The organism is Paenalicyclobacillus cellulosilyticus (genome assembly GCF_014647315.1).
Lineage (GTDB): Bacteria > Bacillota > Bacilli > Alicyclobacillales > Alicyclobacillaceae > Alicyclobacillus_J > Alicyclobacillus_J cellulosilyticus.
The window spans coordinates 32,872-56,235 of the sequence record NZ_BMOY01000017.1; the positions used below are offsets into that span (position 1 = coordinate 32,872).

At 67.7% G+C, this 23,364-nt stretch carries 21 protein-coding genes and 1 pseudogene; 9 read left to right on the top strand and 13 right to left on the bottom strand.

Features of this window, described 5'->3' with window-relative positions:
* Positions 1-69: 69 nt before the first annotated feature.
* The 4 genes from IEX97_RS06775 to IEX97_RS06790 all read right to left on the bottom strand — a co-directional run bounded on the left by IEX97_RS06775 (position 70) and on the right by IEX97_RS06790 (position 4,376).
* Positions 70-753: a phosphoadenylyl-sulfate reductase gene (locus tag IEX97_RS06775; RefSeq protein WP_188881950.1), complete on the bottom strand. Its 684-nt coding sequence runs from the start codon at positions 751-753 to the stop codon at positions 70-72.
* Positions 754-887: 134 nt separating this feature from the next.
* Complete coding sequence (locus IEX97_RS06780; protein WP_188881931.1) at positions 888-2,462, bottom strand: gluconokinase; 1,575 nt, start codon at positions 2,460-2,462, stop codon at positions 888-890.
* Positions 2,463-2,844: 382 nt separating this feature from the next.
* A complete protein-coding gene (locus IEX97_RS06785) occupies positions 2,845-3,351 on the bottom strand; it encodes an NUDIX hydrolase (RefSeq protein ID WP_229776544.1) in 507 nt (168 codons plus the stop codon).
* Between the two features lie 206 nt (positions 3,352-3,557).
* Positions 3,558-4,376: a carbohydrate deacetylase gene (locus IEX97_RS06790; RefSeq protein WP_229776546.1), complete on the bottom strand. Its 819-nt coding sequence runs from the start codon at positions 4,374-4,376 to the stop codon at positions 3,558-3,560.
* Positions 4,377-4,481: 105 nt separating this feature from the next.
* Here IEX97_RS06790 and IEX97_RS06795 point away from each other — a divergent pair, with 105 nt between their 5' ends.
* The 3 genes from IEX97_RS06795 to IEX97_RS06805 all read left to right on the top strand — a co-directional run bounded on the left by IEX97_RS06795 (position 4,482) and on the right by IEX97_RS06805 (position 8,109).
* On the top strand, positions 4,482-6,323 hold the full coding sequence (locus IEX97_RS06795; protein ID WP_188881932.1) for a DUF4855 domain-containing protein: 1,842 nt from the start codon (positions 4,482-4,484) through the stop codon (positions 6,321-6,323).
* On the top strand, positions 6,317-7,189 hold the full coding sequence (locus IEX97_RS06800; RefSeq protein ID WP_188881933.1) for a DUF421 domain-containing protein: 873 nt from the start codon (positions 6,317-6,319) through the stop codon (positions 7,187-7,189). Before IEX97_RS06795 ends, IEX97_RS06800 begins: the two co-directional genes overlap by 7 nt.
* Positions 7,190-7,329: 140 nt before the next feature.
* Positions 7,330-8,109, top strand: a complete 780-nt coding sequence (locus IEX97_RS06805) for a sulfite exporter TauE/SafE family protein (protein WP_188881934.1) — start codon at positions 7,330-7,332, stop codon at positions 8,107-8,109.
* A gap of 8 nt (positions 8,110-8,117) precedes the next feature.
* On the opposite strand, the gene IEX97_RS06810 is transcribed toward IEX97_RS06805, so the two are convergent.
* Complete coding sequence (locus tag IEX97_RS06810; RefSeq protein ID WP_229776548.1) at positions 8,118-9,140, bottom strand: zinc-dependent alcohol dehydrogenase family protein; 1,023 nt, start codon at positions 9,138-9,140, stop codon at positions 8,118-8,120.
* 46 nt (positions 9,141-9,186) lie between these two features.
* A complete protein-coding gene (locus IEX97_RS06815) occupies positions 9,187-10,149 on the bottom strand; it encodes a D-2-hydroxyacid dehydrogenase (RefSeq protein ID WP_188881936.1) in 963 nt (320 codons plus the stop codon).
* Positions 10,150-10,343: 194 nt separating this feature from the next.
* Between IEX97_RS06815 and IEX97_RS06820 the strand changes: the two genes are divergently transcribed.
* Positions 10,344-10,577 (top strand): hypothetical protein, encoded by a 234-nt coding sequence (locus IEX97_RS06820; RefSeq protein WP_188881937.1) that lies wholly within the window; start codon positions 10,344-10,346, stop codon positions 10,575-10,577.
* A gap of 20 nt (positions 10,578-10,597) precedes the next feature.
* Here the strand turns inward: IEX97_RS06820 and IEX97_RS06825 are convergent, their stop codons facing one another.
* Both IEX97_RS06825 and IEX97_RS06830 read right to left on the bottom strand, forming a co-directional pair.
* Positions 10,598-11,362, bottom strand: a complete 765-nt coding sequence (locus tag IEX97_RS06825) for an SDR family NAD(P)-dependent oxidoreductase (protein WP_188881938.1) — start codon at positions 11,360-11,362, stop codon at positions 10,598-10,600.
* An 85-nt stretch (positions 11,363-11,447) separates the two neighbouring features.
* Positions 11,448-12,437 (bottom strand): MBL fold metallo-hydrolase, encoded by a 990-nt coding sequence (locus IEX97_RS06830; protein WP_229776549.1) that lies wholly within the window; start codon positions 12,435-12,437, stop codon positions 11,448-11,450.
* A 118-nt stretch (positions 12,438-12,555) separates the two neighbouring features.
* Between IEX97_RS06830 and IEX97_RS06835 the strand changes: the two genes are divergently transcribed.
* Positions 12,556-13,581: a Gfo/Idh/MocA family protein gene (locus tag IEX97_RS06835; RefSeq protein WP_188881939.1), complete on the top strand. Its 1,026-nt coding sequence runs from the start codon at positions 12,556-12,558 to the stop codon at positions 13,579-13,581.
* A gap of 138 nt (positions 13,582-13,719) precedes the next feature.
* Positions 13,720-13,923: a hypothetical protein gene (locus IEX97_RS06840; RefSeq protein ID WP_188881940.1), complete on the top strand. Its 204-nt coding sequence runs from the start codon at positions 13,720-13,722 to the stop codon at positions 13,921-13,923.
* 31 nt (positions 13,924-13,954) lie between these two features.
* Here IEX97_RS06840 and IEX97_RS06845 read toward each other — a convergent pair whose 3' ends face one another.
* The gene (locus IEX97_RS06845) at positions 13,955-14,908 is read right to left on the bottom strand and encodes an ROK family protein (RefSeq protein WP_188881941.1); all 954 of its coding nucleotides are present in this window, start codon (positions 14,906-14,908) and stop codon (positions 13,955-13,957) included.
* A 193-nt stretch (positions 14,909-15,101) separates the two neighbouring features.
* Between IEX97_RS06845 and IEX97_RS13555 the strand changes: the two genes are divergently transcribed.
* On the top strand, positions 15,102-16,334 hold the full coding sequence (locus tag IEX97_RS13555; protein WP_229776551.1) for an MFS transporter: 1,233 nt from the start codon (positions 15,102-15,104) through the stop codon (positions 16,332-16,334).
* A 47-nt stretch (positions 16,335-16,381) separates the two neighbouring features.
* On the opposite strand, the pseudogene IEX97_RS06850 reads toward IEX97_RS13555, so the two are convergent.
* Positions 16,382-18,130, bottom strand: a pseudogene (locus IEX97_RS06850) (glycerol-3-phosphate dehydrogenase/oxidase); the annotation flags it as partial.
* Positions 18,123-18,866, bottom strand: coding sequence for a Cof-type HAD-IIB family hydrolase (locus IEX97_RS06855; RefSeq protein WP_188881944.1), 744 nt, complete (start codon positions 18,864-18,866; stop codon positions 18,123-18,125). The pseudogene IEX97_RS06850 and the gene IEX97_RS06855, both read right to left, overlap by 8 nt.
* Before the next feature lie 107 nt (positions 18,867-18,973).
* Here IEX97_RS06855 and IEX97_RS06860 point away from each other — a divergent pair, with 107 nt between their 5' ends.
* Positions 18,974-19,663 (top strand): serine aminopeptidase domain-containing protein, encoded by a 690-nt coding sequence (locus tag IEX97_RS06860; RefSeq protein ID WP_268238325.1) that lies wholly within the window; start codon positions 18,974-18,976, stop codon positions 19,661-19,663.
* Positions 19,664-19,864: 201 nt separating this feature from the next.
* Here IEX97_RS06860 and IEX97_RS06865 read toward each other — a convergent pair whose 3' ends face one another.
* The gene (locus IEX97_RS06865) at positions 19,865-21,232 is read right to left on the bottom strand and encodes an ammonium transporter (protein ID WP_229776558.1); all 1,368 of its coding nucleotides are present in this window, start codon (positions 21,230-21,232) and stop codon (positions 19,865-19,867) included.
* A 322-nt stretch (positions 21,233-21,554) separates the two neighbouring features.
* Positions 21,555-22,928 carry a type I methionyl aminopeptidase gene (map, locus tag IEX97_RS06870; protein WP_229776553.1) on the bottom strand — a complete coding sequence of 458 codons (1,374 nt, stop codon included), beginning with the start codon at positions 22,926-22,928 and terminating at the stop codon, positions 21,555-21,557.
* A 246-nt stretch (positions 22,929-23,174) separates the two neighbouring features.
* Here map and IEX97_RS13910 point away from each other — a divergent pair, with 246 nt between their 5' ends.
* Positions 23,175-23,300 (top strand): peptide deformylase, encoded by a 126-nt coding sequence (locus IEX97_RS13910; RefSeq protein ID WP_268238324.1) that lies wholly within the window; start codon positions 23,175-23,177, stop codon positions 23,298-23,300.
* Positions 23,301-23,364: the final 64 nt, after the last annotated feature.

Genomic DNA, 23,364 nt, shown 5'->3' on the forward strand with positions numbered 1-23,364 from the left:
GCGCCCGGAGAGCCGCAAGCCGCGCCACGGTCGCGGCGCACGGACGCCCGCGCCCCGCGCGCCCGGAGTTCACTTGTGCAGCCCGCACTCCGTCTTGTTGAAACCGGCCCACCGCCCCGCGCGCGGGTCCTCCCCCGGTTTGACCGGACGCGTGCAGTGGGAGCAGCCGATGCTCGGGTATCCCTGGTCGTGCAACGGGTTGTACGGGACGCCGTGATCGTGAATGTAGCGCCAAACCTGCTTGTGGGTCCACAGCGCGAGCGGATTGACCTTGACCAGGCCGAACTTTTTATCCATCTCGAACACCTGGGCGTTCGCCCGCGTCGGCGCCTGTTCGCGCCGGATGCCCGTGATCCAGCCGTCGTAGTCCTTCAGGATGCGCGTGAGCGGCTGAACCTTGCGCAGGTTGCAGCACAGGTCCGGGTCGCGCGACCACAGCGCCTCGCCGTACTGGGCGGCCTGTTCCGCGAGCGTCAACTCCGGCCGCACCTGGATGAGATGCGGGATGTTGTACTTCTCCTTCGCCCGCTCAATCAATGCGTACGTCTCCGGAAACAAGACGTCGGTGTCGAGATAGAACACGTGCGTCTGCGGCGCAATCGACATCAGCATGTCGAGCAGGACCATGTCTTCGGCGCCGAAGCTGCAGGCAAACGTCAGGCGCGGGATTTTCTCCACCGCCACCTTCAGGATCTCCTGCGGTTCCGCGTGCTCCATGGTCTTGGCTAACGCCTCGATTTCCGCCGGGCTCAACACGGTCGTCGGCACAGCTTACACCCTCTATTCCGATTAATATAGTCTATATTCGTGTCGAAGTGAGTGTACCGCGCCAAGGCGCCAGCGTCAAGGGTTTTCTCATCCGCTGGGCGCGGCGGGCAGGGCCGCGTTCACCCTTCGCCCGCGAGCGCCTGCACCAGCGCCTGAAAGCGGGCAAACCGCGCCGCGAGGGCGGCATGCGCTTCGGGGTCGGGACGAACGACCGCCGCATCCACCGTCGCCCGGCCGCGCTCCGCCGCCTCTGCCCACGTCCATGCCCCCGTGGCCACGTGCGCCAACGCGACGGCCCCGAGCAGCGAGGCGTCCACATCCGCCTGCACCTGCACCGGGATGCCGAACAAGTCGGCCGTCCATTGCACCACCCATCCGGTGCGGAACAGCTTGCCGGACAAAATGACCACCTCGGGTCGCCCGGCACCCGCCATGACGCGCGTCGCAATCCAATATAAGTTGAACAAAATGCCTTCGACCCCGGCCCGCATCCAGTGGGCTGGCGTGTGGTGCAGGCGCAGGCCTATCCATGCCGCCCGCGCCCTGGCATCCCACAAAGGAGCCCGTTCCCCCGTGACGTACGGAAGGCAGAACAGCGCCGGGTCACTGGCCTTTGCGGCCGCTGCCAGCAGGCGGGCGAAGCCGTCCGCCGCGGCCGTGCCTGCCGCACCATCGCCGGTGACCGCACCTGCGGTCCCCGCCGCCACGGATCCCTGGGCCGGGCCGTCGCACGCCGCCTGCCAGAGCGCCGCCCACCCCTGGTACAGCCAGTCGATCACGACGCCGCCGCTGTTGGTCGGTGCGCCGACGACCCACCGCCCAGGCGCCAGCGGGTAGCTGAACAGCCGCGCCGACTCGTCGGCCACCGGGCGGCTCGCGCCGGTCCGCACCGCGCCGCTGGTGCCGACGGTCAGCACCATGACCGACGCATCCACGACCCCTGCGCCCAGATTGGCGAGGACCCCGTCCGACGCCCCGATGGTCACCGGCGTGCCGGGGGTAAGACCTGCTTCGCGCAGCCAGCCGTCGTCCGGGACCGGGCGGGTGTAGGTGGTCGGCACCACGCGCGACAACCGCGCGGGCGTCACCCCGGCCAAAGCCAGGGCGGGTGCGTGCCACGCCCCGGATGCGACGTCCAATAAGCCCGTCGCGCCCGCCATGGCCGCGTCGATGCACCACTCCCCGAACGCATGCCACCAGACCCATTCCTTCAAAGAGACGAAGCGGGCGGCCCGCTGGTGTACGCCAGGCTGTGCCCGTTGCAGCCACATCAGCTTGGACAGGGGCGTCATGGCGTGGATGGGCGCGCCGGTGGCGCGGTAGATATCCCGGCCGCATCCGGTATCCCACAGCGCGGCAGCATCGTCCGCCGCGCGGGCGTCCATCCACGTCATGGCCCGCGTCAACGGGCGCCCGTCGGCAGCGACGGCCAGCAGGCTGTGCATGGCGGAGCTGAACGCCACGCGCGCGACCGGCCGCCCCGTTGCTTGCGCCGCCTGCACCACTGCGGCGAGCACCCGGCGGACGCGCGTCAACACCTCCTCCGGGTCCTGTTCGGCTGCCCCGTCGGCCGCCACCTGCGTCTCCAACCGCTCTTCCGCTCTGGCCACCTCCCGGCCTGCCTCATCGACCGCGATGGCCTTGACGGACGTCGTCCCGATGTCTATCGCGACGCTGCATTCGTTCGTCCGCAACCTCTCTCGCCCCCTGTCGCACGCTGCTGCAAGCCGCGCGCCGGACGGCCAGGACATCCGTCCGTTGCACGCCGCCGCCTGCTTGAATGAATTGGTGGTGGGAAGCCGCGATGCGGCCGGCCGCTCGCCGCGCCGCCCCGGCTTCCTGAAACGTCACCGCGCAGTGAAGGAGGTATGTCTCATGGACGGTGTGTTCGGCGGTTACACACGCTGGGCGGTCGTGTTCCTCATCATCTTCGTGCTGTTCTTCCTGCTCATCCCGTACGGCACGGTCACGACCTGCACCACCACCACCGTCTGAGCCGGCGTGAGGCTACCTGGCCATCGAGCAGGAGGGGGCGCGGTACTGCCCCGCGCCCCGGTGCCTTTGTGCCACATCTTGTCACCTTTGCGCCACCACCCACGCCGGATCCAGCGGCAGGCGCTCGTACGCCCGGATCCGACCGTCGACCCCGTAGGTGAACGCGTGCTCCACCGGCGGTTCGCCGCCGAGCATATGGTCCAAATAGTACGGAATGTTCGCCACCACATCCGCCGCTTGCCGCACCCACGAGATGGGCTTCCACGCCAACTCCCCTTCATCACACGGCAGCACCTCGCGCACCGGCGCTTCCGCCGTGAACAGGTACATCCCTTCCGCACCATCCCACGTCACGATGCCGCGAAACCGCACCGCGGGGAGGACGAGGCCGGTCTCTTCACGCACCTCGCGTACGCACGCCGCCACCGGGGTTTCACCGGGATCGATCTTGCCGCCCACCCCGTTCCACAAGCCGCGGTTCGGCGGCCGCCGGCGGTGGAGCAACAGCAGGTCGTCTCCGTGGCGGATGAAGCAGATAGTGTAGCGCAACACGGCGGGCATCCGCCGCGCACTGCCGCTGTCGGTCATGGCTTGTCCCTCCGCACACTGCGCCACGGCTCGCGCGAGATTTGCGCCGCCGTGCGTCCCACCTGTAGCGTACCAGACGCGGGTCGCAAACCGGAAGGGGTGCCCAGTGGCAGCGCGCGATCGCGCTCATCCTTGGCGAGCGGCCGCTCCGGAAGGAGAAGGCATCCGGCGCCCGCCGGGATGAAGCTGCCGCCATGGCCCCGCCGTCACGGCAGGTAACGGCGCAGCGCGTCCCGCACCTCCCGGTAGGTGAGGAGGACAAATTCCCCGAGAGCGCGGCGGACGTCCGGATGACGCAATGCCGCAAAATCGGCATAACGCCGCTCCCAGTCCGGCAATCGCTGCGCCTCCGGCGTCGGCACCGCCGCATGGTGGATGAGGTGGTATACGCCAGGTCCCAGCCGGGTCAAGGTATCGACATACCATGCGGCTCTGTCCTCCGCCGCGACGGCGTATGTGTCGACCAAGCGCACCGCAGGGAGAGGGAACTCAGCCATGATCCGCGCCAACGCGTCCGCCATGTCCCGGGGCAAGCCCCGGGCATGAAAGTCGTCCGTCCACAGGGCGGGCACACGGAACTCGAGCGCGAGGCGGGCGTACACCTCCGCCAGGTCCGGCCGCAACACCGCACCCATGTGGGTGTCGATGTGGGTGATGTCCAACCCCAACCGCTGCAAGAACACCATCTGCGCCCGCAGTTCCCGCTCTGCGTCACCTGGATCGATGTGCTGCCACGCTGCCTCGAGCGTGGGCCAGAAGTAACCCTGGGCATCGGTCAAGCTGCTCTCCCCGGTGAGCGGCCGCATACGCGGGAAAGCCCATTCGCTGGTCAGCACCAGGTGCACACCGAGATCGCCCGTACGGATCTGCGGCGCCCAAGCACCGGGCGCCATGACGGACCCGGTGGGAAACCCAAGCTCCAGATACGCCCGGTTGCCCGCCTCCGTCATCCCCAGATCGTCGTGGTGCACGAGGATGGCACGCTTCCCGGCAAGCCCCATGTCCTCCCACAGCTTGTTCTGCACGAAATTCTCATCTCCTCAGGCAGGTATCCTGATCCCGCACCCATCATGTTGGACATACTGCTTGCCATTCCTGCACATACTGCACGCCAGCAGGAGATGGACACGATGCACACCGCATGGCGACACGCGCTGGCCGCGTTCGGGGCGTTCTTCGTCGTGGCCCTGACCCTTGCCGCTTCCGCACCCGCCGTTCGGACGCAAGCCGCCCCGGTGGCGGCGGCCGCGGACGTCGATCTCGCCCGCGGACGGCCCTACATGATCACCACCACCCTGCCCGACCGCTGGCTGCACCATGTGGAGGCCGTGTGTTTCCCGGATACCGGGCACCGATTGACCGACGGCGAGATTGGCCCGATGGACTGGACGTTTCACGGTCCGTGGGTGGGATTCCTGCGCCAGGAACGGCGGGACGTGGTGCTGGACCTGGGCGCCGTCCGCACCATCCACCAGCTGTCCGCCTGGTTCCTGCAGGACCGCCGAGGCGGGATCCGGTTCCCGAAAGAGGTGGCATTCGCCGTCGCCACGCAGCCCGGCTTGTGGCAGACGCTTGGCCGTGTGCCTACGCGCATCCCGCTGTACGCGCCGGGGCCGGTGCGGCAAGCGTTCACCCTCGGCGACCTGTGCGTGGCCGCCCGCTATGTGCGGGTTTCCTTCACCCCGGAGGTGTGGTGTTTTCTCAGCGAAGTGGCGTGCATCGGCACGCCTTCCGTCTTGCGCGGCACCCCCGTGGCGGTACCCAGTCTCGCCATGTCGGTGCGCGACCGCGGGTACCTGCCGGCCAGCCTGCCTGTGCTGCACGGCCGCCGGCATGAGGTGTTGATCTACAACGGATATGTGCCCCGCCATCCCAGCGTCGGACACTGGACGAGCCAGATGTTCCTGCCGTACGTCGCATATATCGACCCGCAGGGCCACGTGCGCGACTGGCTGTTCGACACCTTCCTGTTTCTCCCTTTCACCTGCGGGCCGAGCGGCGGCCGCTACGCATACGGTTCCGCCACCCAGGCCGACTGGCGTTGGTATGTGGATCAGTTGTTCACGCCGGGCACCCAGTTGGCGGCGCTCGATCACGCCGTCGCCACGGCGGAAGCCGCATTGCACCAGCGCGGTCGCCAGGTGTCCGTCGTGTTGGCCATCCCGTTCCCTGGGCGGACGGACCGGTTCCTGGCCGGACTGCCGCTCGACCCGGCGCAGGTCGGACACCCGCGGTCGCTCGCCGAGCGGGCCGCCGTCATCGAGGATTACGTCCGCGACGTGCTTGCGCATTGGCGGCGCGCCCACTTCCCCCACCTGTCGCTCGCCGGGTTTTATTGGCTGGCGGAGAGCATCCCCGAAGCCGAGTCGCCGGACGAACACCGGCTGATCCGCTTGGCCAGTGCGATTGTCCACGCAGCCGGCCCGTACGCGTTCGATTGGATCCCGTTTCACGAATCGGAAGGTTTTCGGACATGGCGGGAGGACGGGTTCGACGATGTGCTCATGCAGCCGAATTACGCGTTTGACGCCGGTCCGGACCGCTTGGCCAACAACGCGTGGCTGGCCAGAAAGTACGGTCTCGGGGTCGAGATGGAGATGGATTGGCGCGTGTTGCGCCGCGATCCCGAGGGAGATGCCGCGCGCCGCCGCTACCAGGACTACCTCGACGCCGCTTACCGGTACGGCTACCGACAGACCCTGCTCGCCTGGTACCAGGGATACCAGGTGTTGCGCGCCGCCATGCTGAGCCCAGATCCGGCCATCCGCCGCATTTACGACGATACGTACCTCTTCGTGCGGCGGCGCCATGGCTCGTCGCATCGAGCGGCTCACCTTAGCCCATACTACGGACGCACCGCACGCGCGTGCGGTTACGGCGCACGGCCGCGTGGTCCAGGGCGCGCATCGCCACAAACGACAGACTCAGCCGAAGGAAACCAACTCAGCCGAAGGGATACAGAGACATGTTGACACGAGGCGTCACCTGGCAAGAGGTGTTGTTCCAATCCCTCATCGCGTTCTTTGTGCTGTTCGTCCTGGCGCGACTGCTGGGCAAGCGCCAAGTGGCGCAGCTGACGATGTTCGACTACATCGCCGGCATCACCATCGGCAACATCGCCGCCGCCTGGTCGCTGGACGAGGTCCGCAGCATCCACGCCGTCATCAGCCTGTTGGTGTGGACCGGCTTGGTGTTGCTCCTCGCCTGGATCCAACGCAAGTCGTACCGGGCCCGGGTGGTGTTGGACGGACGGCCGACCGTGGTGATTGAGGGCGGAAAGGTGTTGGAAGAGAACCTGAAGAAGGCGAACCTGTCGATAGAGGAACTGATGCTCCTCTTGCGGCGCAAGGACGTGTTCAAGCTGGCGGACGTGGAGTATGCGGTGTTCGAGACCAACGGCGAGCTGTCCGTGCTGAAAAAGACGTCCGTTCAACCCTTGACGCCCAAGGACGCCGGGATGCTGGTGATGGATGAGGCCCAGCCGCGGCTGGTGGTCATCGACGGGCATGTGATGAACCGCTCGCTCGAGGAGGCGGGCTACACGAAAGCCTGGTTGTTGGCGGAGTTGAACAAACTGGGCGCGCGTGACTTCTCCGACGTATTCATGGCGCAAGTGGACGCTCAGGGCAACGTGTACGCAGACTTGTACCAGGATGCCGTCCACCGTCCGCAGGTACCGGAGCGTCCGCTGTTGCTCGCGCATCTGAAAAAGATGCAAGCCGACTTTGAGTTATGGGCGTTGGAAACGGTCGACAAAGAGGCAAAGGCGTTGTACGAGCGCACGGCCCGGCAATTAAACGATCTTGTGCACAAGGTGGAGCCTCTCCTGCGCCGCTGAAACTTCGACAGCGTCTGCCGCCGTTCGTCGTGAGGTCAGACCTTTCTGTTCAACCAACCCGCGAACCGGTACGATAGGAGGGAATGCGTGTCGATGGCGGCGCCGGACGGGCGTCGCGTCGGGAAAGGCGGCCGCGGCGGATGCACGTCCATCTTGTTCCCTTTCACCTTTCCATCCTGCTCTTGGCTTTCGGCTTGGCGGCCGGTTTCGTCGATGCCGCGGTAGGAGGCGGCGGCCTCATCGCCGTGCCTGGTTTGTTGTTCGTCGGTCTGCCTCCTGCGCTGGCACTGGGGACGAACAAATTCGGCGGCACCCTCGGCGCCGTCACCAGCGCGGTCTCGTACGCCGTGTCTGGCCGCGTGCACCGGCGCATGGCGTTGACGCTCGCGCCCCTCTCGCTCGCCGGCTCGGTCCTTGGCGCCCTCTTGGTCCATCACCTGCCCTCCGGCTTCCTCAAGCCGCTCGTCCTGGTTTTGCTCGTGGCGGTCACCGCGTATACGGCCATCCGCAAAGACGCGGGGCGGGTTGCGCGCTACCAAGGCCTCTCCGTCCGCGCCCGCTGGCTCCTGCCGCCGGCGGCCCTTGGCATCGGGTTTTACGACGGGTTCTTCGGCCCAGGAACCGGCTCGTTTCTCATCATGGTGTTCTTGCTCACCGGGTTTGACTTCGTGACCGCGTCAGGAAACGCGAAGGTACTGAACCTGGCGAGCAATCTGGGCGCGCTGTGCACCTTTTTCGCGCTGCACGCGGTCGATTACGCCGCCGGGGCGGTGCTGGCAGCGGCCATGATGGCGGGCGCGGCGGCGGGATCGCAGGTGGCCATCCGCAAGGGCGCGGCGTACCTGCGCCCGTTGTTCATCGGGATGACCAGCCTGCTCGTCCTCCACCAGGCGTGGGTGTGGTGGGCGGCGCGCGGGTGAGGACCGCCTTACATCAGGACGACCTGTGCCTTGAGCATGTCGGCTGGCTTCGGTTGGGCCAAGAGCGCCGGAACCTCCTCCAGCCGGACGGTGTGCGTCACCAGCGGTTCCACCTGAATCCGTCCGGTGCGCACCCAGTGGAAGGCGGGCAGGAAGGTGTTGTTCACCGCCATGGATCCCAGGATGGCCCAGTCCTTGTTGTACACCTCAAACGGGTTGAGCCGAATCTCCGCGGTGCGCGGCGCGACGCCGAACTGCAGATACTTTCCTGCCCGGCCGACGTAGGACAGGGCCTGTTCGATGACGCTCGGGATGCCGGTGACATCCACCACGATGTCGAACCCGTCCGGGTAATCGCGCCGCAGCACCTCCGGCGCCTCCTGCGCCAACACCCCGCGCGTCGCCCCCATGCGCAGGGCGAGATCGAGCTTCTCCGGCGCCACGTCCACCACCACCAGTTCCGATGCCCCGGCATGGGCGATGGCCTGCACCAACTGCAAGCCCATGGCACCCGTGCCGAACAGGAGTGCCTGATCCCCGGCCTGTACCTGCAGGCGGTTCATGCCGTGGACGACGCAGGCGACCGGCTCGACAAACGCCGCCGCCGCGAACGACATATCGTCCGGGATCTTGACCACGTTGCGCACAGGCACCTTGACGAATTCCGCCATGGCGCCGGCGGTGGTGTTGCCGAGCGCCGCCCAGTTCTTGCAGTGGTTGACGCGGTGCGTCAAGCAGTACTCGCAGTGGCCGCAGTAGAGCGTCGGATCGGCCGTCACGCGGTCACCAGGCGCAAATCCGGTCACCCCGGGCCCGACCGCGTCAATCACACCGGAAAATTCGTGTCCCGGAATGATGGGGTACGGCGACAGAAAGTCGCCTTCGAAGATGTGGTAGTCGGTGCCGCAGATGCCGCAGCGCGCCACCCGGATGGTCACCTCACCCGGACCCGGTTCCGGATACGGGACCGACTCCACCGCAGCCTGGTGCGGCCCCCGCACCACCAGTGCACGCATCGTCCGCTCGTTCATACGGATACCCCTCTCGCGCGGTATATGGCGTTCAACATCCCTATGTTCAATACCCCAGTTTTCGATCCACGACATTCTCGAGCCGCTCTCCGTTGACAAACCGGCGGATGTTGCGCTCGAGCAATTGAAACCGGCGCTCCGTCTTCGTCGGCGACACCCCCGCCGAATGGGAGGTGATGATGACGTTCTCGAGCCCCCACAGCGGATTGTCGGGCGGCAGCGGCTCCTCGGCCGTGACGTCAAGCCCTGCCCCGCCGAGCCGGCCCGTGGACAGCGCCGCGACGAGCGCCGATTCATCCACCGAACCGCCGCGGCCGATGTTCACAAACACTGCACCCGGCTTGAATTTGGCAAATCGCTCCGCAGAGAAAAACCCGCGCGTCTCCGGCGTCAGCGGCAAAGCCGAGACGACGAAGTCCGCATGCGGCAACACGTCGTCGACGTGAGCGGTGTCGTACAACTCGTCGACGTACGGCGGCGAGGTGGTCACCTGGCGCTTGACCCCGATGACATGCGCGCCGAGCGCCTTGGCCCGCACCGCCACCTCCTTGCCGATGTCGCCGAGGCCCACCACCAGCACCGTCGCATCCTGCACCTGCAGGCAGTCCCGGCTTGGCTTCCACACCCGTTGGTGCTGCTGATCGCGGTGGATGTGAATCCGCCTGGCAAACGCCATCATAAGGGCGATGGCGTGCTCCGCGCCCGGGATGCCGAACACCCCGCTCGAGTTGGTGAGGACGACCTCCGGCCGGAGTTTCGGATTGTCCGCATAGCCATTGGCCCCCGCGCTGGGCAGTTGCAACCACCGCAGCTTCGGCATGGCATCCAACATCTCGTCCGTCGGCCAACCGACGAATGCGTCTGCCTCCTGCAACACCTCCGGCGGCACCTCGCGGCCAGCCGCCTCGATGAACGTCACATCCGGAAACGCAGCCTTCAATTCAGAGACCTTATCCGCAGGCAGCGTCCATTCGCCGCGGTAATTGAAGACGATGTGGATACTCGACATGCGCACCATCCTTGTTTCCGTGGTTCACCGGCCGCGGCCTTCCCGGTTCGTTTACGCACCGGCCGCGGGCGGATGGCCTGTCCCAACCCTATTGTATACCCTGCGCATAGTCCGCACCCAGCCGCGCATCCTGTATGGAGAGGAGCGACGGGCCACGTCGCGCGCAGATCCCATGCGAAGGCGAGGGATGATGGGTGTCCAGCAACCAGCGCCCGTTTCGGACGGTCCAAGCCGCCCGTGACAAGGCGGCCCACGCCGTCCCCGGTCTGTCCAGTCTGCACGATGGCGTCGAACAGATGCCTGCGCACGACGCCCACACCGAATCGGTGATCGACGAGATTGACCGCATGCGGGGGGACGGCGGCGTCGCACCCGAGATCGAACACACCCGCGCCGACGACGCACCCCTGCCGAACCACCTGCGCTGACCCACGTGGGCCGCGCGGTCTCAATACACAAGGCCCAGGCCCCCGTCGACGCAGATGGACTGGCCCGTGATCTGGGAAGCCGCGTCGGAGGCGAGAAACAACACCGTCGGCGCGATGTCCTCCGGCGTCTGCAGCCGGCCGAGCGGGATCTTGGCCGCCCCTTGTTCCGCCCAATCGTCCGGCATCCCGAGCGCCCGCTGCACCTCTGCTTCGCCTTCCGTGATCACCCACCCGGGATGGACGCAATTGACGCGGATCCGGTACGGCGCCAGCGCCTTCGCCAGGTTGCGCGTCAACGTCCACACCCCGCCTTTGGCCACCGAATACGCGAACAGGTTGGGCGCCCCGCCAAACGCGTTGAGCGATCCGATGTTGACGATGACCCCTTGCCCGCGCGCCACCATCCGCGGCACCGCCGCCCGGCAGGCGTGGAACACGCCTTTCAGATTGATGTCCATCACCCGGTCCCACAGCGCCTCGTCCGTTTCCAAGAGCGTACCGCGCGGAAACACCCCCGCACAGTTGACCAAGATGTCGATCCCGCCGTACACGCGCTCGGCAAACCGCGCCATCTCCTCGGTTGCCTCAGGAAGCGTGACGTCCGTCTGGACGAACGCGACCTTCAGCCGCTCCGCCTGCCACGCCTCCGCGATGTCCACGCCGGCAGGGCTGACGTCCGCGAGGACCACCTTCGCCCCGGACTCGGCAAAGCGGCGAGCAATCGCCCGCCCGATGCCCCGCGCTCCGCCGGTGACGACCGCCACCTTTCCGTAAAACTCACCCATCCCGCAACCCCCTGTACCCGTACCGGGCCGCCGGCGTCCACCCCGCCGCGACACCAGCGCCCGGAGCAGAACATCCCGAAGATTCCTATCTGTTTTCTGTTGTAGCACGGGCCGCGGCAGCGGGCAACTGGAACGTCTCTCCTTGACAGCGGATCACAATCCGCCCCGCTTCGTGACCTGCGGCGGCGAGCAGGCGGGAGAGCGGCTCCTCCACCGGCTCCTGCGACAGCACGAACGTCCGCCAGTGCATCGGAATGAGCCACTCGCCCTGGGTGTCGAGAAACATCCGCCAGGCCTGCTCCGGCGTGCAGTGGGCGCGTTGGAAAGCATCCGGGGCGTACGCGCCGATGGGCATGCAGACCACGTCCGGAGGCAGGGGTGTCGCCACGGTGGCAAACGCGTCGGTGTACGCGGTGTCGCCGGCAAACAAGATGCGCACCGGGCGTCCGTGCGGGCTTTCCTTTTCGATGAGATAACCGTTCCATCCGTAATGACGGTTCCAGGGAAAGCGGGCGCCCCAGTGGCGGACCGGCACGGCGGTGACGCGCACGCCGCCAGGAAGGGTGAGCGCTTGGCCGGGTGCCAGCTCGTGGACGGCAGCGAACGGCAGACGCCGCAGCAGACGCGCGGTGCCGGCCGCCGTCACCACCGTCACCCGGCGGTCGGCCAACCGGCGCAGGCTCGGCATGTCGAGGTGGTCGAGGTGGGCGTGCGAGAGGAGCACCACGTCCACCCGCCCCGCCAAGTCGTCCGCTGTCAGCGCCGGATCGGTGAAGCGGCGAGGGCCGACGCACAGGGGGCCGAGGCGGACGCCGACCTGGGCGGAGAACACCGGATCGGTGAGGATGCGCACGCCGAAAAGCTGCATGAGGACGGTCGAGTGGCCGATCCAGGTGAAATAACACCCATCGCCCCACGCCTCGACATCCGGCCGGCCGGCGATGGGCAGGCGCGGCGGTTTGGGAAAACGCCGCTGCCAGGCACGGTACTGGAGATAGACGCGCAGGGCCAACGCCCCAGCCACCGCGGCGGCAGCCCCGAGCAGCACAGCGGCCCACAGCCATCCTGGGCCCACAGCCTCACACCCTTTCGCACACAAGGAATGGGTACAGGCATGCGATGACAGAAAAGTTTGGATAACCCCCTTCCCCTGCCGCGTAAACCTGGTACGATGGGGACAGGAGGGGGATGCCATGACCAAGGCCAACGACGCAGGGCGAACCCTGCGCTGGGGCGTGATCAGCACGGCGGACATCGGCGTCCGGGCGGTCATCCCCGCACTGCAACAATCACAGTATAACGAAGTGCTCGCCATCGCCAGCAGGTCTGTGGACCGCGCGCAGGAGACCGCGGCGCGGCTGGGGATCCCCAGATGGTACGGGTCGTACGAGGCGCTGTTGCAAGACCCGGAACTTGACGCGGTCTACATCCCGCTGCCCAACCACCTGCATGCCGCGTGGGCCATCCGCGCGGCCGAGGCCGGCAAGCACGTCCTGTGTGAAAAGCCCATCGCGCTCACGGCGGACGAAGCCGCCCGGATGGCGGCCGCGGCGGCGGCAGCCGGCGTGGTCCTGGCCGAGGCGTTCATGTACCGCCACCATCCGCGCTACCAGCGGATCCTGGACGTCATCGCGGCGGGCGAAATCGGCCGGGTGTGGGGCGTGCATGGGGTGTTCACGTTCAACAACGCGCACGACCGCGGCAACATCCGCTTCGTCCGGGCGATGGGCGGCGGCAGCCTTTACGACGTCGGGTGCTACCCCATCAGCGCGGCGCGCCTCCTGCTCGGCGAGCCGGAAGCCGTCACCGTCCAGGCGTACTTTTCGCCGGATCACGACGACGTCGACATGATGGCGTTCGGGTTGTTGGAGTTCCCGGGCGGGCGCAGCGCCACCTTCGAGTGCGGCATGTGGGGGGACGGGCGCAACACGCTGCAGATTGTCGGTTCGGACGGGCGGATCGACGTCCCGCATGCGTTCCTGTACCCATCCCGCGAAGCCGCCGCGTTCACCGTCACTGTCCGCGGAGAAACCCGGGTGGAGCCGGTGCCCGACGTCAACCAGTATGTGCTGCAGGCGGACGATTTTGCCCGCGCGGTCTTCGGTCTGGCGCCGCCGCGTTTCCCGGCGGACGACGCGGTGCGGAACATGCGGGTGTTGGACGCCTGTCTTGCCTCCGCCCGGGAACGCCGCCGCGTGGCGCTCGCGCCGGCGGAATAAGCCTGCCGGCAGGTCTGCCGGCGCCGTCCTTTCTTTCCCGCGCCGGCGAGCGGGCCGTAGCCGGGCCGGGTCAGGACAGATGCGGCGCGCCGGGGCGTATACTGAAAGCAAGCGGATGACCAAGAGGAGGGACCTGCGATGTTGTGCCCGCACTGTGGTCCGCACGGCCAGATGGTCCAAGTGAGCTTCAGCCCGGAATATGAGCATTATCAGTGCACCGTGTGCCACATCACGTATGTCGTATACCCGCTCGGCGACGGCGAATTCACCGAGCCCGTTCCCGTTGCGCCGGAGGACGGCGGGCGCGGGACGGGGCCCGCGGACCCTCGGCCGCAGACCTGAGGAAGCCTGCGGACATGCTGTGCCGCAGCGGTCAGCCGGCCGCCAAACCGAGCAGCGCCGCGCCGAGCGCCCCGACGTGCGTGCCGAGCGCGGCCGGCTCGATGGTGAAGCTGTCGCGCAGGTGCGGGAAGACGTACGACCGCACCTGTTCGCGGAGCGGGGTGAACAGCGCATCGCCGGCGCTCGCCACACCGCCGCCCACCACCACCCGCTCCGGGTTATAGATGTGGACAAAATTCGCGATCCCGATGGCCAAATACCGCACCGCCGACGCAATCACCTCTGCGGCCAGCGGATCGCCCTCCGCTTGGCGGGCAAACACGTCGCGCGCCGTCACGGTCTTTGCCGCGAAAGCTTCGTTCCCGCCCGCCGCGCGACGGGCCGCCCGCTCCGCATACGCCCGCGCGATGGCGGTCCCCGAGGCGAGCGCCTCCAGGCAGCCGCGGTTGCCGCAGTTGCAACGCGGGCCGTCCGGCTCCAGGATGACGTGGCCGAACTCTGCCGCCGCGCCCATCTTCCCGTGTTGCAGCCTGCCGTCCACGATGGCACCGCCGCCAATCCCGGTGCTCACCGTCAAGTAGATCATGTCGCGCGTGCCCCGGCCGGCCCCCAGCCGCCATTCGGCGAGCGCCGCCGCATTGGCGTCGTTGTCAAGGTACACCGGCCGCCCCAGCGCCTGCGCCAACCGCGCCCGCAGCGGGATGTCGATCCACCCCGGCAGGTTGGGCGGGCTCAGGACGACGCCCGTGGTGACGTCGAGCGGACCGGGAGCGCAGACGCCGATGGCTTCCAGGTCGGCCATCCTGAGCCCGGCTTGTGCCACGGCTTGCTCCGCCGACTGAAGCAACCGCGCGATGACCGCGTCGGGACCTTCGTGCGCCAGGGTGTCGAGCCGCGCCTCTCCCGCCACCCGGCCCTCCGGGCTGACCACCACCGTCATGATCTTCGTGCCGCCAAGATCTATCCCCAGGGTGTATCCGCTCATCTCATGCCTCCTGTCCTTCGCGCCGAAACAGCGGAACGCGCATGAAACGCGTGGTACGTCCGGCGCGCGTGGTGTATCATGAAACCCGTCGAGTGCGCCCGCCGGGTGGAAGGGCGCAGCCTGTCGCCGCGTCCTCACCATGGTACCACAGGGGCGCGCTTTCCTTCATGCCAGACGCAAAGGAGGCGGGCTCATGTCCCAGGGCTTGCCCTCGCTGGAAACGGGACGGACGGCCGCCCTGGTGTCCGCACCGCGCACCCGCCTGCACGCGGTTGGGTTCGCCGTGGCCACGGCGCTCTACTGGTTTGCCGTTTACACCTACGTGCCCATCTTGTCGCCGTACGTCGAGCACCTGGGGGCCAAGGTATGGTTCGTCGGGCTGGTCATCGGCAGCTACGGGTTCACGCAGATGCTGTTGCGCGTGCCGCTCGGCATCTGGTCGGACCGCACCGGACGACGCAAGGCGTTCATCCTCGCCGGGATCGCGTGCGCCACGGCGAGCAGCCTCGGCTTCGCCCTCACCAACACCCCTGGCTGGGCGCTCGTCTGGCGGGGACTGGCGGGGTGCGCCGCCGCCGGTTGGGTGGCGTTCACCGTGCTCTATGCCTCCTATTACCGTCCGGATGAGGCGGCCAAGGCGATGGGCGTCATCAGCTTCTTCACGAGCATCGGGCAGATGGCCGCCATGACCCTCGGCGGACTGCTCGCGCAATGGAAGGGCTGGCACGCCCCGTTCTGGGCGGGCGCGTTGGGCGGGGCCGTCGGCCTGCTCGTGGCGCTCGGCATTCGGGAAAACCGCGACGCCAAGCGCCAACCGGTGCCCGTTGCGGAACTGTTGCGCATGGGGACACAGTGGGGGTTGTTGTCCGTCTCGCTGCTCGCCGTCGTGAGCCAGAGCATCACCTTCACGACGATGTACGGATTCACCAACCTGCAGGCGGCCCACATCGGCGCTTCGAAGGCGATGCTGAGCCTGTTGACGCTGATGACCTCCCTTCCCAACGCCATCGCCGGCTACGTCAGCGGCGGCTGGTTCGTCCGCCGCTTCGGCGCCCGCGCCACCATCATTACCGGGTTTTTGCTGGCTGCGTTCGGGACCCTGGCGGTGCCGTTGTCACCCTGGCTGTGGCTGCTCATCCTCACCCAGGTCGTCAACGGGTTCGGGCAAGGTCTCGTGATGCCCGTGCTCATGAGCCTGTCCATCCACAGCGTGCATCCGGACCGCCGGGCGACGGCGATGGGATTCTTCCAGGCCATCTACTCGATTGGAATGTGCGGCGGGCCGTTCATCTCCGGCTGGCTCGGCCAGGCGCTCGGACTGGCCGGCGTGTTTGTGTTCTGCGGGATCACCTGCGTGTTCGGGGCTTGGCTGACGTGGCGCTGGGTCCAGGGCGCCGCCAGCCCCGCCGGCCCGTCCGCCCAATAGCTCTCCGCGAGCAAACGCGCAAGCTCCGCCGCCGTCTCCTCCTCGTTCCAGCCGCGCAGGCGTGCCATCGCCTGCGCAACGGCGGGGGCGGCGGCGACGGCGGCCGGTCCGCCGAACCACCCGAACGGGACGCGCCGCACCAGCGCATCCGCCAAATGCACCGCCATTTCATGGCGGACAAAGTAGTGCAACTCGGCCCACATGAGCGGAACGCCTGGCGCCACCCACCTGCGATCCGCCTCCGCCGCGGCGGCGAGCACTTCTTCGGCCACATCGCCGTAACGGCGGGCAAGGCGGCTGGCATCCTCCGCCGCCACGCCGTATGCCGCCGCGAGCCGCTTGCCTTCCGCCTCGGCCCAGGCGTCCAGACCGCGCGGTGGAATGCGCCAGCCGCCCACGAGCGGCGCGGTGGCCGACAGACGCCGCGCCCGCGTCGCCAGGCGACGGTCCGCGTCCCAGCCGAAACGGCGGCGGAGCTCTCCGTACACCACGCAAAGCGCGTCTTCCGCCATCTTCCGCCAGGCGGTCAGCTTGCCGCCGGCGATGGTCACCACCCCGCCCGGCGTGACGAACACCACATCCCTGCGCGACACGTCCTTGGTGTCCTTGCCAGCATCCCTGCCGGGTTCCACGACAAGCGGCCGCACGCCGGCGAAACGCCCGAGGATGTCGGTCTCGGCCAAATTCCGGCCGGGGAAGAACCGGTTGGCGAGCTGAAGCAGGTACGCCACGTCGTGCGCGGTCACCGGCGGGTGCGCCAAGTCGCCTTCATACCGCTCGTCGGTGGTCCCGATGTACGTGACCGGGCCGCGCGGGATGAAAAACGCGAGCCGGCCGTCCGGCGTCTGGACGCTCACCGCATGGCGGAGAGGCAGGCGATCCCGCGGGACGACGATGTGGGCACCCCGGCTGTGCAAGATGCGCGGCATTCCCCGCTCATCCCGCCGCCACGACGCGATCCCGTCTTTGCCCGCCGCCCCGTCGCTTTCCGCACCGCCTGCCCCGGCGCCCGCGGCGTTCGCCGCCGCTCCTGCTTCTGCGCACCGTCTCTCCAGCGCCAACACCGCTTCCATCCACGGCCCGGTGGCGTTGACCACCACCTTGCCGCGCACCGTGAAGCGGCTGCCGCTGCCGGCGGCCGCATCCTCAACCACCACGCCCGCAACCCGCCCGTCCGCGAAGACGAGATCGACCACGGGCGCATAGTTGACCGCCACCGCCCCGAGCGCCACCGCCGATTTCACCACCGTCAAGGTCAGGCGCGCGTCGTCCGTCAGGTACTCGTGGTAGAGCACCCCGCCCGTCAGGCCATCCGCCGCCAGGTCCGGTTCACGGGCGAGCACCTCGTGCGCACGCAACACCTTGCGCCTCTCCTCCGGCGCCACCTTCGCCAGCCAGTCGTATACCCATACCGCCAAGCCCATCGCCGTGCGCCCGTACTTCATCCCGCGGTAGGTCGGCAACAAAAACGGCAACGGCCGCACCAGGTGCGGGGCCAGGTTCTGCATCCCTTCCCGCTCGCGGCCGCCCTCGCGCACCAGGGAGATCTCTCCGTGCTCCAGGTAGCGCAGCCCGCCGTGAAACAGCTTCGTCGAGCGGCTGCTCGTCCCCGCCGCGAAGTCCCGCGCCTCAAACAGCGCCACCCTGAGCCCGGCCAACGCCGCCTCGCGGGCGATGCCCGCCCCGGTGATCCCCCCGCCAATCACAATCACATCCCACATTTGCCTTGCGGCTGCCGACAGCATCCGGCCGCGTTCCTCGGCTGCCCACGCCATGCCGCTCTCCTCCTCACGCATCCAGCAGCCCGGCGATGGCCTGGGCCACACCGTCTTCCCAACATGCCCCGGTCACCCCGTCTGCCACCCGCTTCACCTCAGGGGCTGCGTTGCCCATGGCGATGCCCTTGCCGGCCCAGCGGATCATCGCCACGTCGTTCAAGCTGTCGCCGATGGCCACCACCTGCGACGCGTCGATGCCCATCTCCGCGCACACCCGCGCCAACCCCCGCGCCTTGTTCACCCCCGCCGGATTGACCTCGATGTTGTCCGGCCCGGAGTTGGTCAACTCGAAGCGGCCGAGGGCCGCCAGCTCGTCCCAGATGGCTGCGAGCACGCGCGGGTCTTCGTGAAAATAGCCGAACTTCAGCCAAGCATAATGGTCGATTTCATCTTCCCGCAGGCCGGCAGGCGGCGGCTGGCGGCCCGCCACGCTCGTCCAATAGTACGCGCCGTACGTGCGCGCCAAACGGTAGAGGGTGCGGACATCCTCCGGTGCCAGCAGGTGCTGTTCGAGGCACCGCCCGTCTCCGCTCCACACCTGGCCCCCGTTGGCCGTGACGAACGGGGCGGTCAGCGCCAGCTCATCCCGCAGCCGTTCCACCAGCCCCCACCTCTGGCGCCCGCTCGCGATGGTCACCTCCACCCCCGCCCGGCGCGCCCGTTCAATCGCCCGCCGGTTGGCGGCGGACACCGTCCCGTCCGTGCAGAGCAAGGTACCGTCGAGATCGAGCGCAATCAGTTTCCAACCCGCCATGAGGACCTCCTTCCCACCCATGTACCGGGCACCCCTGCCGCCGCCCGCAAGGGTATAATCGAAAAGACCCACGTTTCTCCGCCGCGCATCTGTCCCAGCTCGGGCACATCGGCGACGACGGTTTCGAAAAGATGGTGGACGACATCGGCGCCGTCCACGCCTGGACCCAGCGCCATCTCCCGCAGCGGCCGGTGTTCCTGCTCGGCCACAGCATGGAGTCGTTCCTCACCTTACGCTATCTGGAGCGCGGCGCCCGCGGCCTGGCCGGCGCCATCCTCTCCGGCAGCGGCAGCCAGCCGCTTCCCCTCTTTCGTATGGGCATATGGCTCGCTGCCCAGGAGATGCGCCGCGACCCGCTGGCGGCGAGCCCTCGCCTGATGCGGCTCACCTTCGCGGGGTTCAACCGCGGGCTGACGCCGCGGCGCACCGCGTTCGACTGGCTCAGCCGCGATCCGCACGCCGTCGACGCGTTCATCCAAGACCCGTACTGTGGCGCGGTCATGCCCGCTGCGTTCTTTTATTGGTTCTTCCGCGGCCTGGCGGACACGCTGGACCCGCGCGCCCTCCGGCTCATCCCGCACGACCTGCCAATGTACCTGTTCTCCGGTGCGCGCGATCCGGTGGGCGGGCGCGGCCTGCGCGGCCTCCGCCGGTTGATTGCGGCTTTGCGACGGCACGGCGTCCGCGATCTCACGGTGCGCATCTACCCTGGCGGACGCCACGAGATGCTTCAAGAAACCAATCGCGATGAAGTGCTGCGCGACCTTGTCGCCTGGCTCGACCGCCATCTGCCGTAACCTCGTTTGCGCCGCCCATCCCTCAACGCGGCGCACGCCTTCAGCATAGTGTTCCGGAACCCGCGGGCGCAAGACGTCCGGCACAGTGCAACCGCTTCCACGCGATCCGCTGCCGGACGCACAAAAAAGCTGCCTGCCGGGGAATATCTTCCCTGACAGGCAGCAGCGCCGCGGTTTTCCGCGGTGAACGCGGCAAGCACCCTACCCCTTGGACGCCGGCGCGGCGGGATCGGACGGTTCGGAGGAAAGGCCTGCGCCGACCGGGCTCACGCGCTCCCAGCCGCGTCCGCCCGCATCGCGCCGCGGTACCTGGGCGATGACCCGCTGCACCTCTTCCACGGACGGCATCTCCGGATAAGCATTTTCGTTGTGCAGCACCAGGTCGAGACCCATGAGCTCCTCTTCGCGGGTGACGCGGAAGCCCATCACCGCGTCGACCACCTTGATGAGGATCCAGGTGCCGATGCCGGAGAACGCCCAGGTCGACACGACGCCGATGAGCTGCAGCAACAGCTGATGCGGATTGCCGTAGAACAGACCGTTGGCGCCTGCCGAATTCACCAACGTGGTGGCGAACAAGCCGGTCGCCAGCGCTCCCCACGTACCGCCGATGCCGTGACCCCCGAACGCGTCGAGCGCATCGTCATATCCCAGCTTCTGCTTCATGAATGTGGAGGAGAAGAAGCAGAGCACGCCGCTCACGAAGCCGATGATGATGGACGCCCCAGGGGTGACGAACCCGGCTGCCGGCGTCACGGCGACCAGTCCGGTCACCGCGCCGGCGCAGGCCCCGACGAGCGTCACATGGCCGGTGCGCAGCCGTTCCACGAGCATCCAGCCGAGCGCGGCCGCCGCGGTCGCGGTGTTGGTCGTCAAGAAGGCGTTCGCCGCCAGCCCGTTGGCCGCCAACGCGCTACCCGCGTTGAAACCGAACCAACCAAACCACAAAAGCGCGGTGCCGAGCAACACGAACGGAACGTTGTGGGCGCGGATGGTGGGACCGCCGTACTCCGCCCGCCGGCCGAGGTAGATGGCGGCGACCAACCCCGCCACCCCGGAGCTGATGTGCACCACCGTGCCGCCCGCAAAGTCGAGGACGCCCAGGTTGCGCAGCCAACCGCCGACACCCCACACCCAGTGCGCGAGCGGATCGTAGATGAAGATGGCCCACAGGGTGATGAAGACGAGGAACGAGGAGAACTTGACCCGTTCCGCCAAGCCGCCGACGATGAGCGCCGGCGTGATGATGGCGAACATCATCTGGAAAATCCCGAACACGGTCGCCGGGATGGTCCCGGCGTAATCGGCGTCCGGCGCGGCACCCACCCCGTTCCACAGGGCCCACTTCAGGCTGCCGACGATGTGCCCGACATCCGGGCCAAACGCCAGGCTGTACCCGAACAGCACCCACTGCACTGAGACGATGAGGATGACGGAATAGACCTGGAACATGGTCGTGATGACGTTTTTCTTCCGTACCAGTCCGCCGTAGAAAAACGCGAGCCCCGGCGTCATCAGCAGGACAAGCGCCGACGAGGCGAGGATCCACGCCGTGTCTCCCGCGTCGATGGCTGGCGGTGCCGACGCCGCCCAGGCGGTCTGCGGGAGCGCCGCCATGAGGAACGCGGCCAGCGCCGCCCACCACCAGGGCCGCCGGCGCGATACGCGCACCGCTTCGTCAGCTTTGATTACACCCATCCGCTCGATGCGGCCATTCATGCTGCCGCGCCTCCTTTGTAAGAAGGATATATGACTTCTATATGCTGATTTCAACAGAAAGTTCCCGGTTTGTCAATGCTGTTTGTAATATAAAATGACGTATATCCGAATGATTTTACATACACTCAGGATTACATCATCTTATGTAAGAAAACCGCACATAATCGTGCGGTCAGAGCAACGCAGGCCCATGCGCGGGCGAAGGCCGGGCAGAGGGAGGGTCTGCAGGCGGACGGTCCCCGAACGCGGAGCGGTCAGGCTCCATCCGCTTGCGCATCGCCAAGGTTCGCAGCGCCGGTTCACCCACCACCGCAAACCCGAGCCGACGGTAAAACCTGACGGCCCGGGGGTTGTCGATCTGGACCCAAAGTTCCACAGCGGACGCGCCTTCTGCCCGGGCCCATGCCTCCACCTGGGTCATCACCCACCTGCCGATACCGCACCCCTGATACGACCGATCCAACACGAGGGTGTTCACGAAGAGGGCGTCGCCCAGCCGCGGTACGACGACCAAAAAGCCAGCCGGCTTCCCGCCTTGCACCTCGACGATGCACCATCTGGCACCCGGAATGGCGAAAATCTCCTCCACCTCCACCCGCCGGCCCCAGGCGCGAAGGAGAACGGGGTCCATCTCCTGGTGGGCCAGGGTGAGCGCCCACCCCCGCTCGTCCGGGCGCATCGGGCGCAGGCGCAACCCCGGCAACGGGGGCAAAGCCTGCCCGAGGGCGGCATCCGGCGGATGGCCCGTCAACACCTGCGGCCCATCCTCCGTGATGAGCACGGTGTCTTCGAAGTGGACCGCGACAGCCCCGTCCGTGGTGACTTCCGTCCAGCCGTCGTCCTTCGTCCGGGTCCTCCCGCAGCCGGTCGTCAGCAACGGCTCAATCGCTATCGCCATGCCGGCGCGCAGCCGCGGTCCCATTCCAGGCGGTCCGAAGTTGGGGATTTGCGGAGCCTGATGCAGCATGCGCCCAATACCGTGGCCAAACGCGTGTTTGATGACGGTGGCGCCGTGCGCCAAGGCGCACCGGTGGACGGCGTGGGAGATGTCCGAGACGGGCGCCTGGCAGCGCGCGGCACGCACGCCGGCCCACAGCGCCGTCCGCGCCGCCGCGATGAGCCGGTTCACCTCCGTCCCTGCGCCGTCGGCCGTTCCGTCGGACGTTCCGCCACCCGCGCCGTCGACCGCGCCGTCGGACGTTCCATCGGCCACGACGTAGGTGCGGGCGCAATCGGTATGGCACCCTTCGTACACGACCCCCACGTCCACCTTCACCACGTCCCCCGGCCGCAGCCGCCGCGGTCCCGGCACGCCGTGGCCCACCTCGTCGTTGACAGAGACACAGATATGACCAGGGAATCCGTAGAGGCTCGGAAACGGCGACGCCGCACCGCACTGATGGAGCACCGCCGCGGCGACGCGGTCCAGTTCCGCCGTCGCCGTCCCCGGCGCGAGATGCGCGCGGACGGCGGCGTGCACCCGCTGGTTGATCTCCCCCGCTTCGCGCATACGCGCCACGTCCGCGGCCGATAACACGTCCAACATATCCATTCCCCTCCACCACCGCCCGGTCAGCCTCCCGACGGCCATCTCGTCGCTGCATGGATATGTCGCGGCGAGCCTGGCCGGAACCGGATGCGTGGCCCGTATCCACGGCACAGCGGTTGCAGGCCGGAGCAAGCTTACGGACGGAGTCTGCGGCCAAGCCCGTTTTGGGTCAGCGCCGTGTTCTACGGTGCGGCGGCCGCATGTGCTGGCGCAGACGGAGTGCGCCAAGAGGAGGAGAGCAGGATGAGCGTGCGGGACATCATCGTCGGGGAGGAGTCGTCCGTTCTGCGGCAGCCAGCGGCACCGGTGACGAGGTTCGACGACGAACTGGCACGACTGGTGGACGATCTGTTCGACACCATGCTGTAACCGCTCACGCTGTTTGGCGGAAGACGAGCGGTTTTTTGCTGCGTTCGTTGACGGAGGGTTTTCC

Coding starts and splice junctions, on each gene's coding strand:
- IEX97_RS06785 (WP_229776544.1), bottom strand. CDS start 3,351: ATGACCGACAGCGGCAGTGCGCGGCGGATGCCCGCCGTGTTGCGCTAC.
- IEX97_RS13555 (WP_229776551.1), top strand. CDS start 15,102: ATGTCCCAGGGCTTGCCCTCGCTGGAAACGGGACGGACGGCCGCCCTG.
- IEX97_RS06835 (WP_188881939.1), top strand. CDS start 12,556: ATGACCAAGGCCAACGACGCAGGGCGAACCCTGCGCTGGGGCGTGATC.
- IEX97_RS06810 (WP_229776548.1), bottom strand. CDS start 9,140: ATGAACGAGCGGACGATGCGTGCACTGGTGGTGCGGGGGCCGCACCAG.
- IEX97_RS06845 (WP_188881941.1), bottom strand. CDS start 14,908: ATGAGCGGATACACCCTGGGGATAGATCTTGGCGGCACGAAGATCATG.
- IEX97_RS06800 (WP_188881933.1), top strand. CDS start 6,317: ATGTTGACACGAGGCGTCACCTGGCAAGAGGTGTTGTTCCAATCCCTC.
- IEX97_RS06795 (WP_188881932.1), top strand. CDS start 4,482: ATGCACACCGCATGGCGACACGCGCTGGCCGCGTTCGGGGCGTTCTTC.
- map (WP_229776553.1), bottom strand. CDS start 22,928: ATGTTGGACGTGTTATCGGCCGCGGACGTGGCGCGTATGCGCGAAGCG.
- IEX97_RS06855 (WP_188881944.1), bottom strand. CDS start 18,866: ATGGCGGGTTGGAAACTGATTGCGCTCGATCTCGACGGTACCTTGCTC.
- IEX97_RS06815 (WP_188881936.1), bottom strand. CDS start 10,149: ATGTCGAGTATCCACATCGTCTTCAATTACCGCGGCGAATGGACGCTG.
- IEX97_RS06840 (WP_188881940.1), top strand. CDS start 13,720: ATGTTGTGCCCGCACTGTGGTCCGCACGGCCAGATGGTCCAAGTGAGC.
- IEX97_RS06825 (WP_188881938.1), bottom strand. CDS start 11,362: ATGGGTGAGTTTTACGGAAAGGTGGCGGTCGTCACCGGCGGAGCGCGG.
- IEX97_RS13910 (WP_268238324.1), top strand. CDS start 23,175: ATGAGCGTGCGGGACATCATCGTCGGGGAGGAGTCGTCCGTTCTGCGG.
- IEX97_RS06805 (WP_188881934.1), top strand. CDS start 7,330: ATGCACGTCCATCTTGTTCCCTTTCACCTTTCCATCCTGCTCTTGGCT.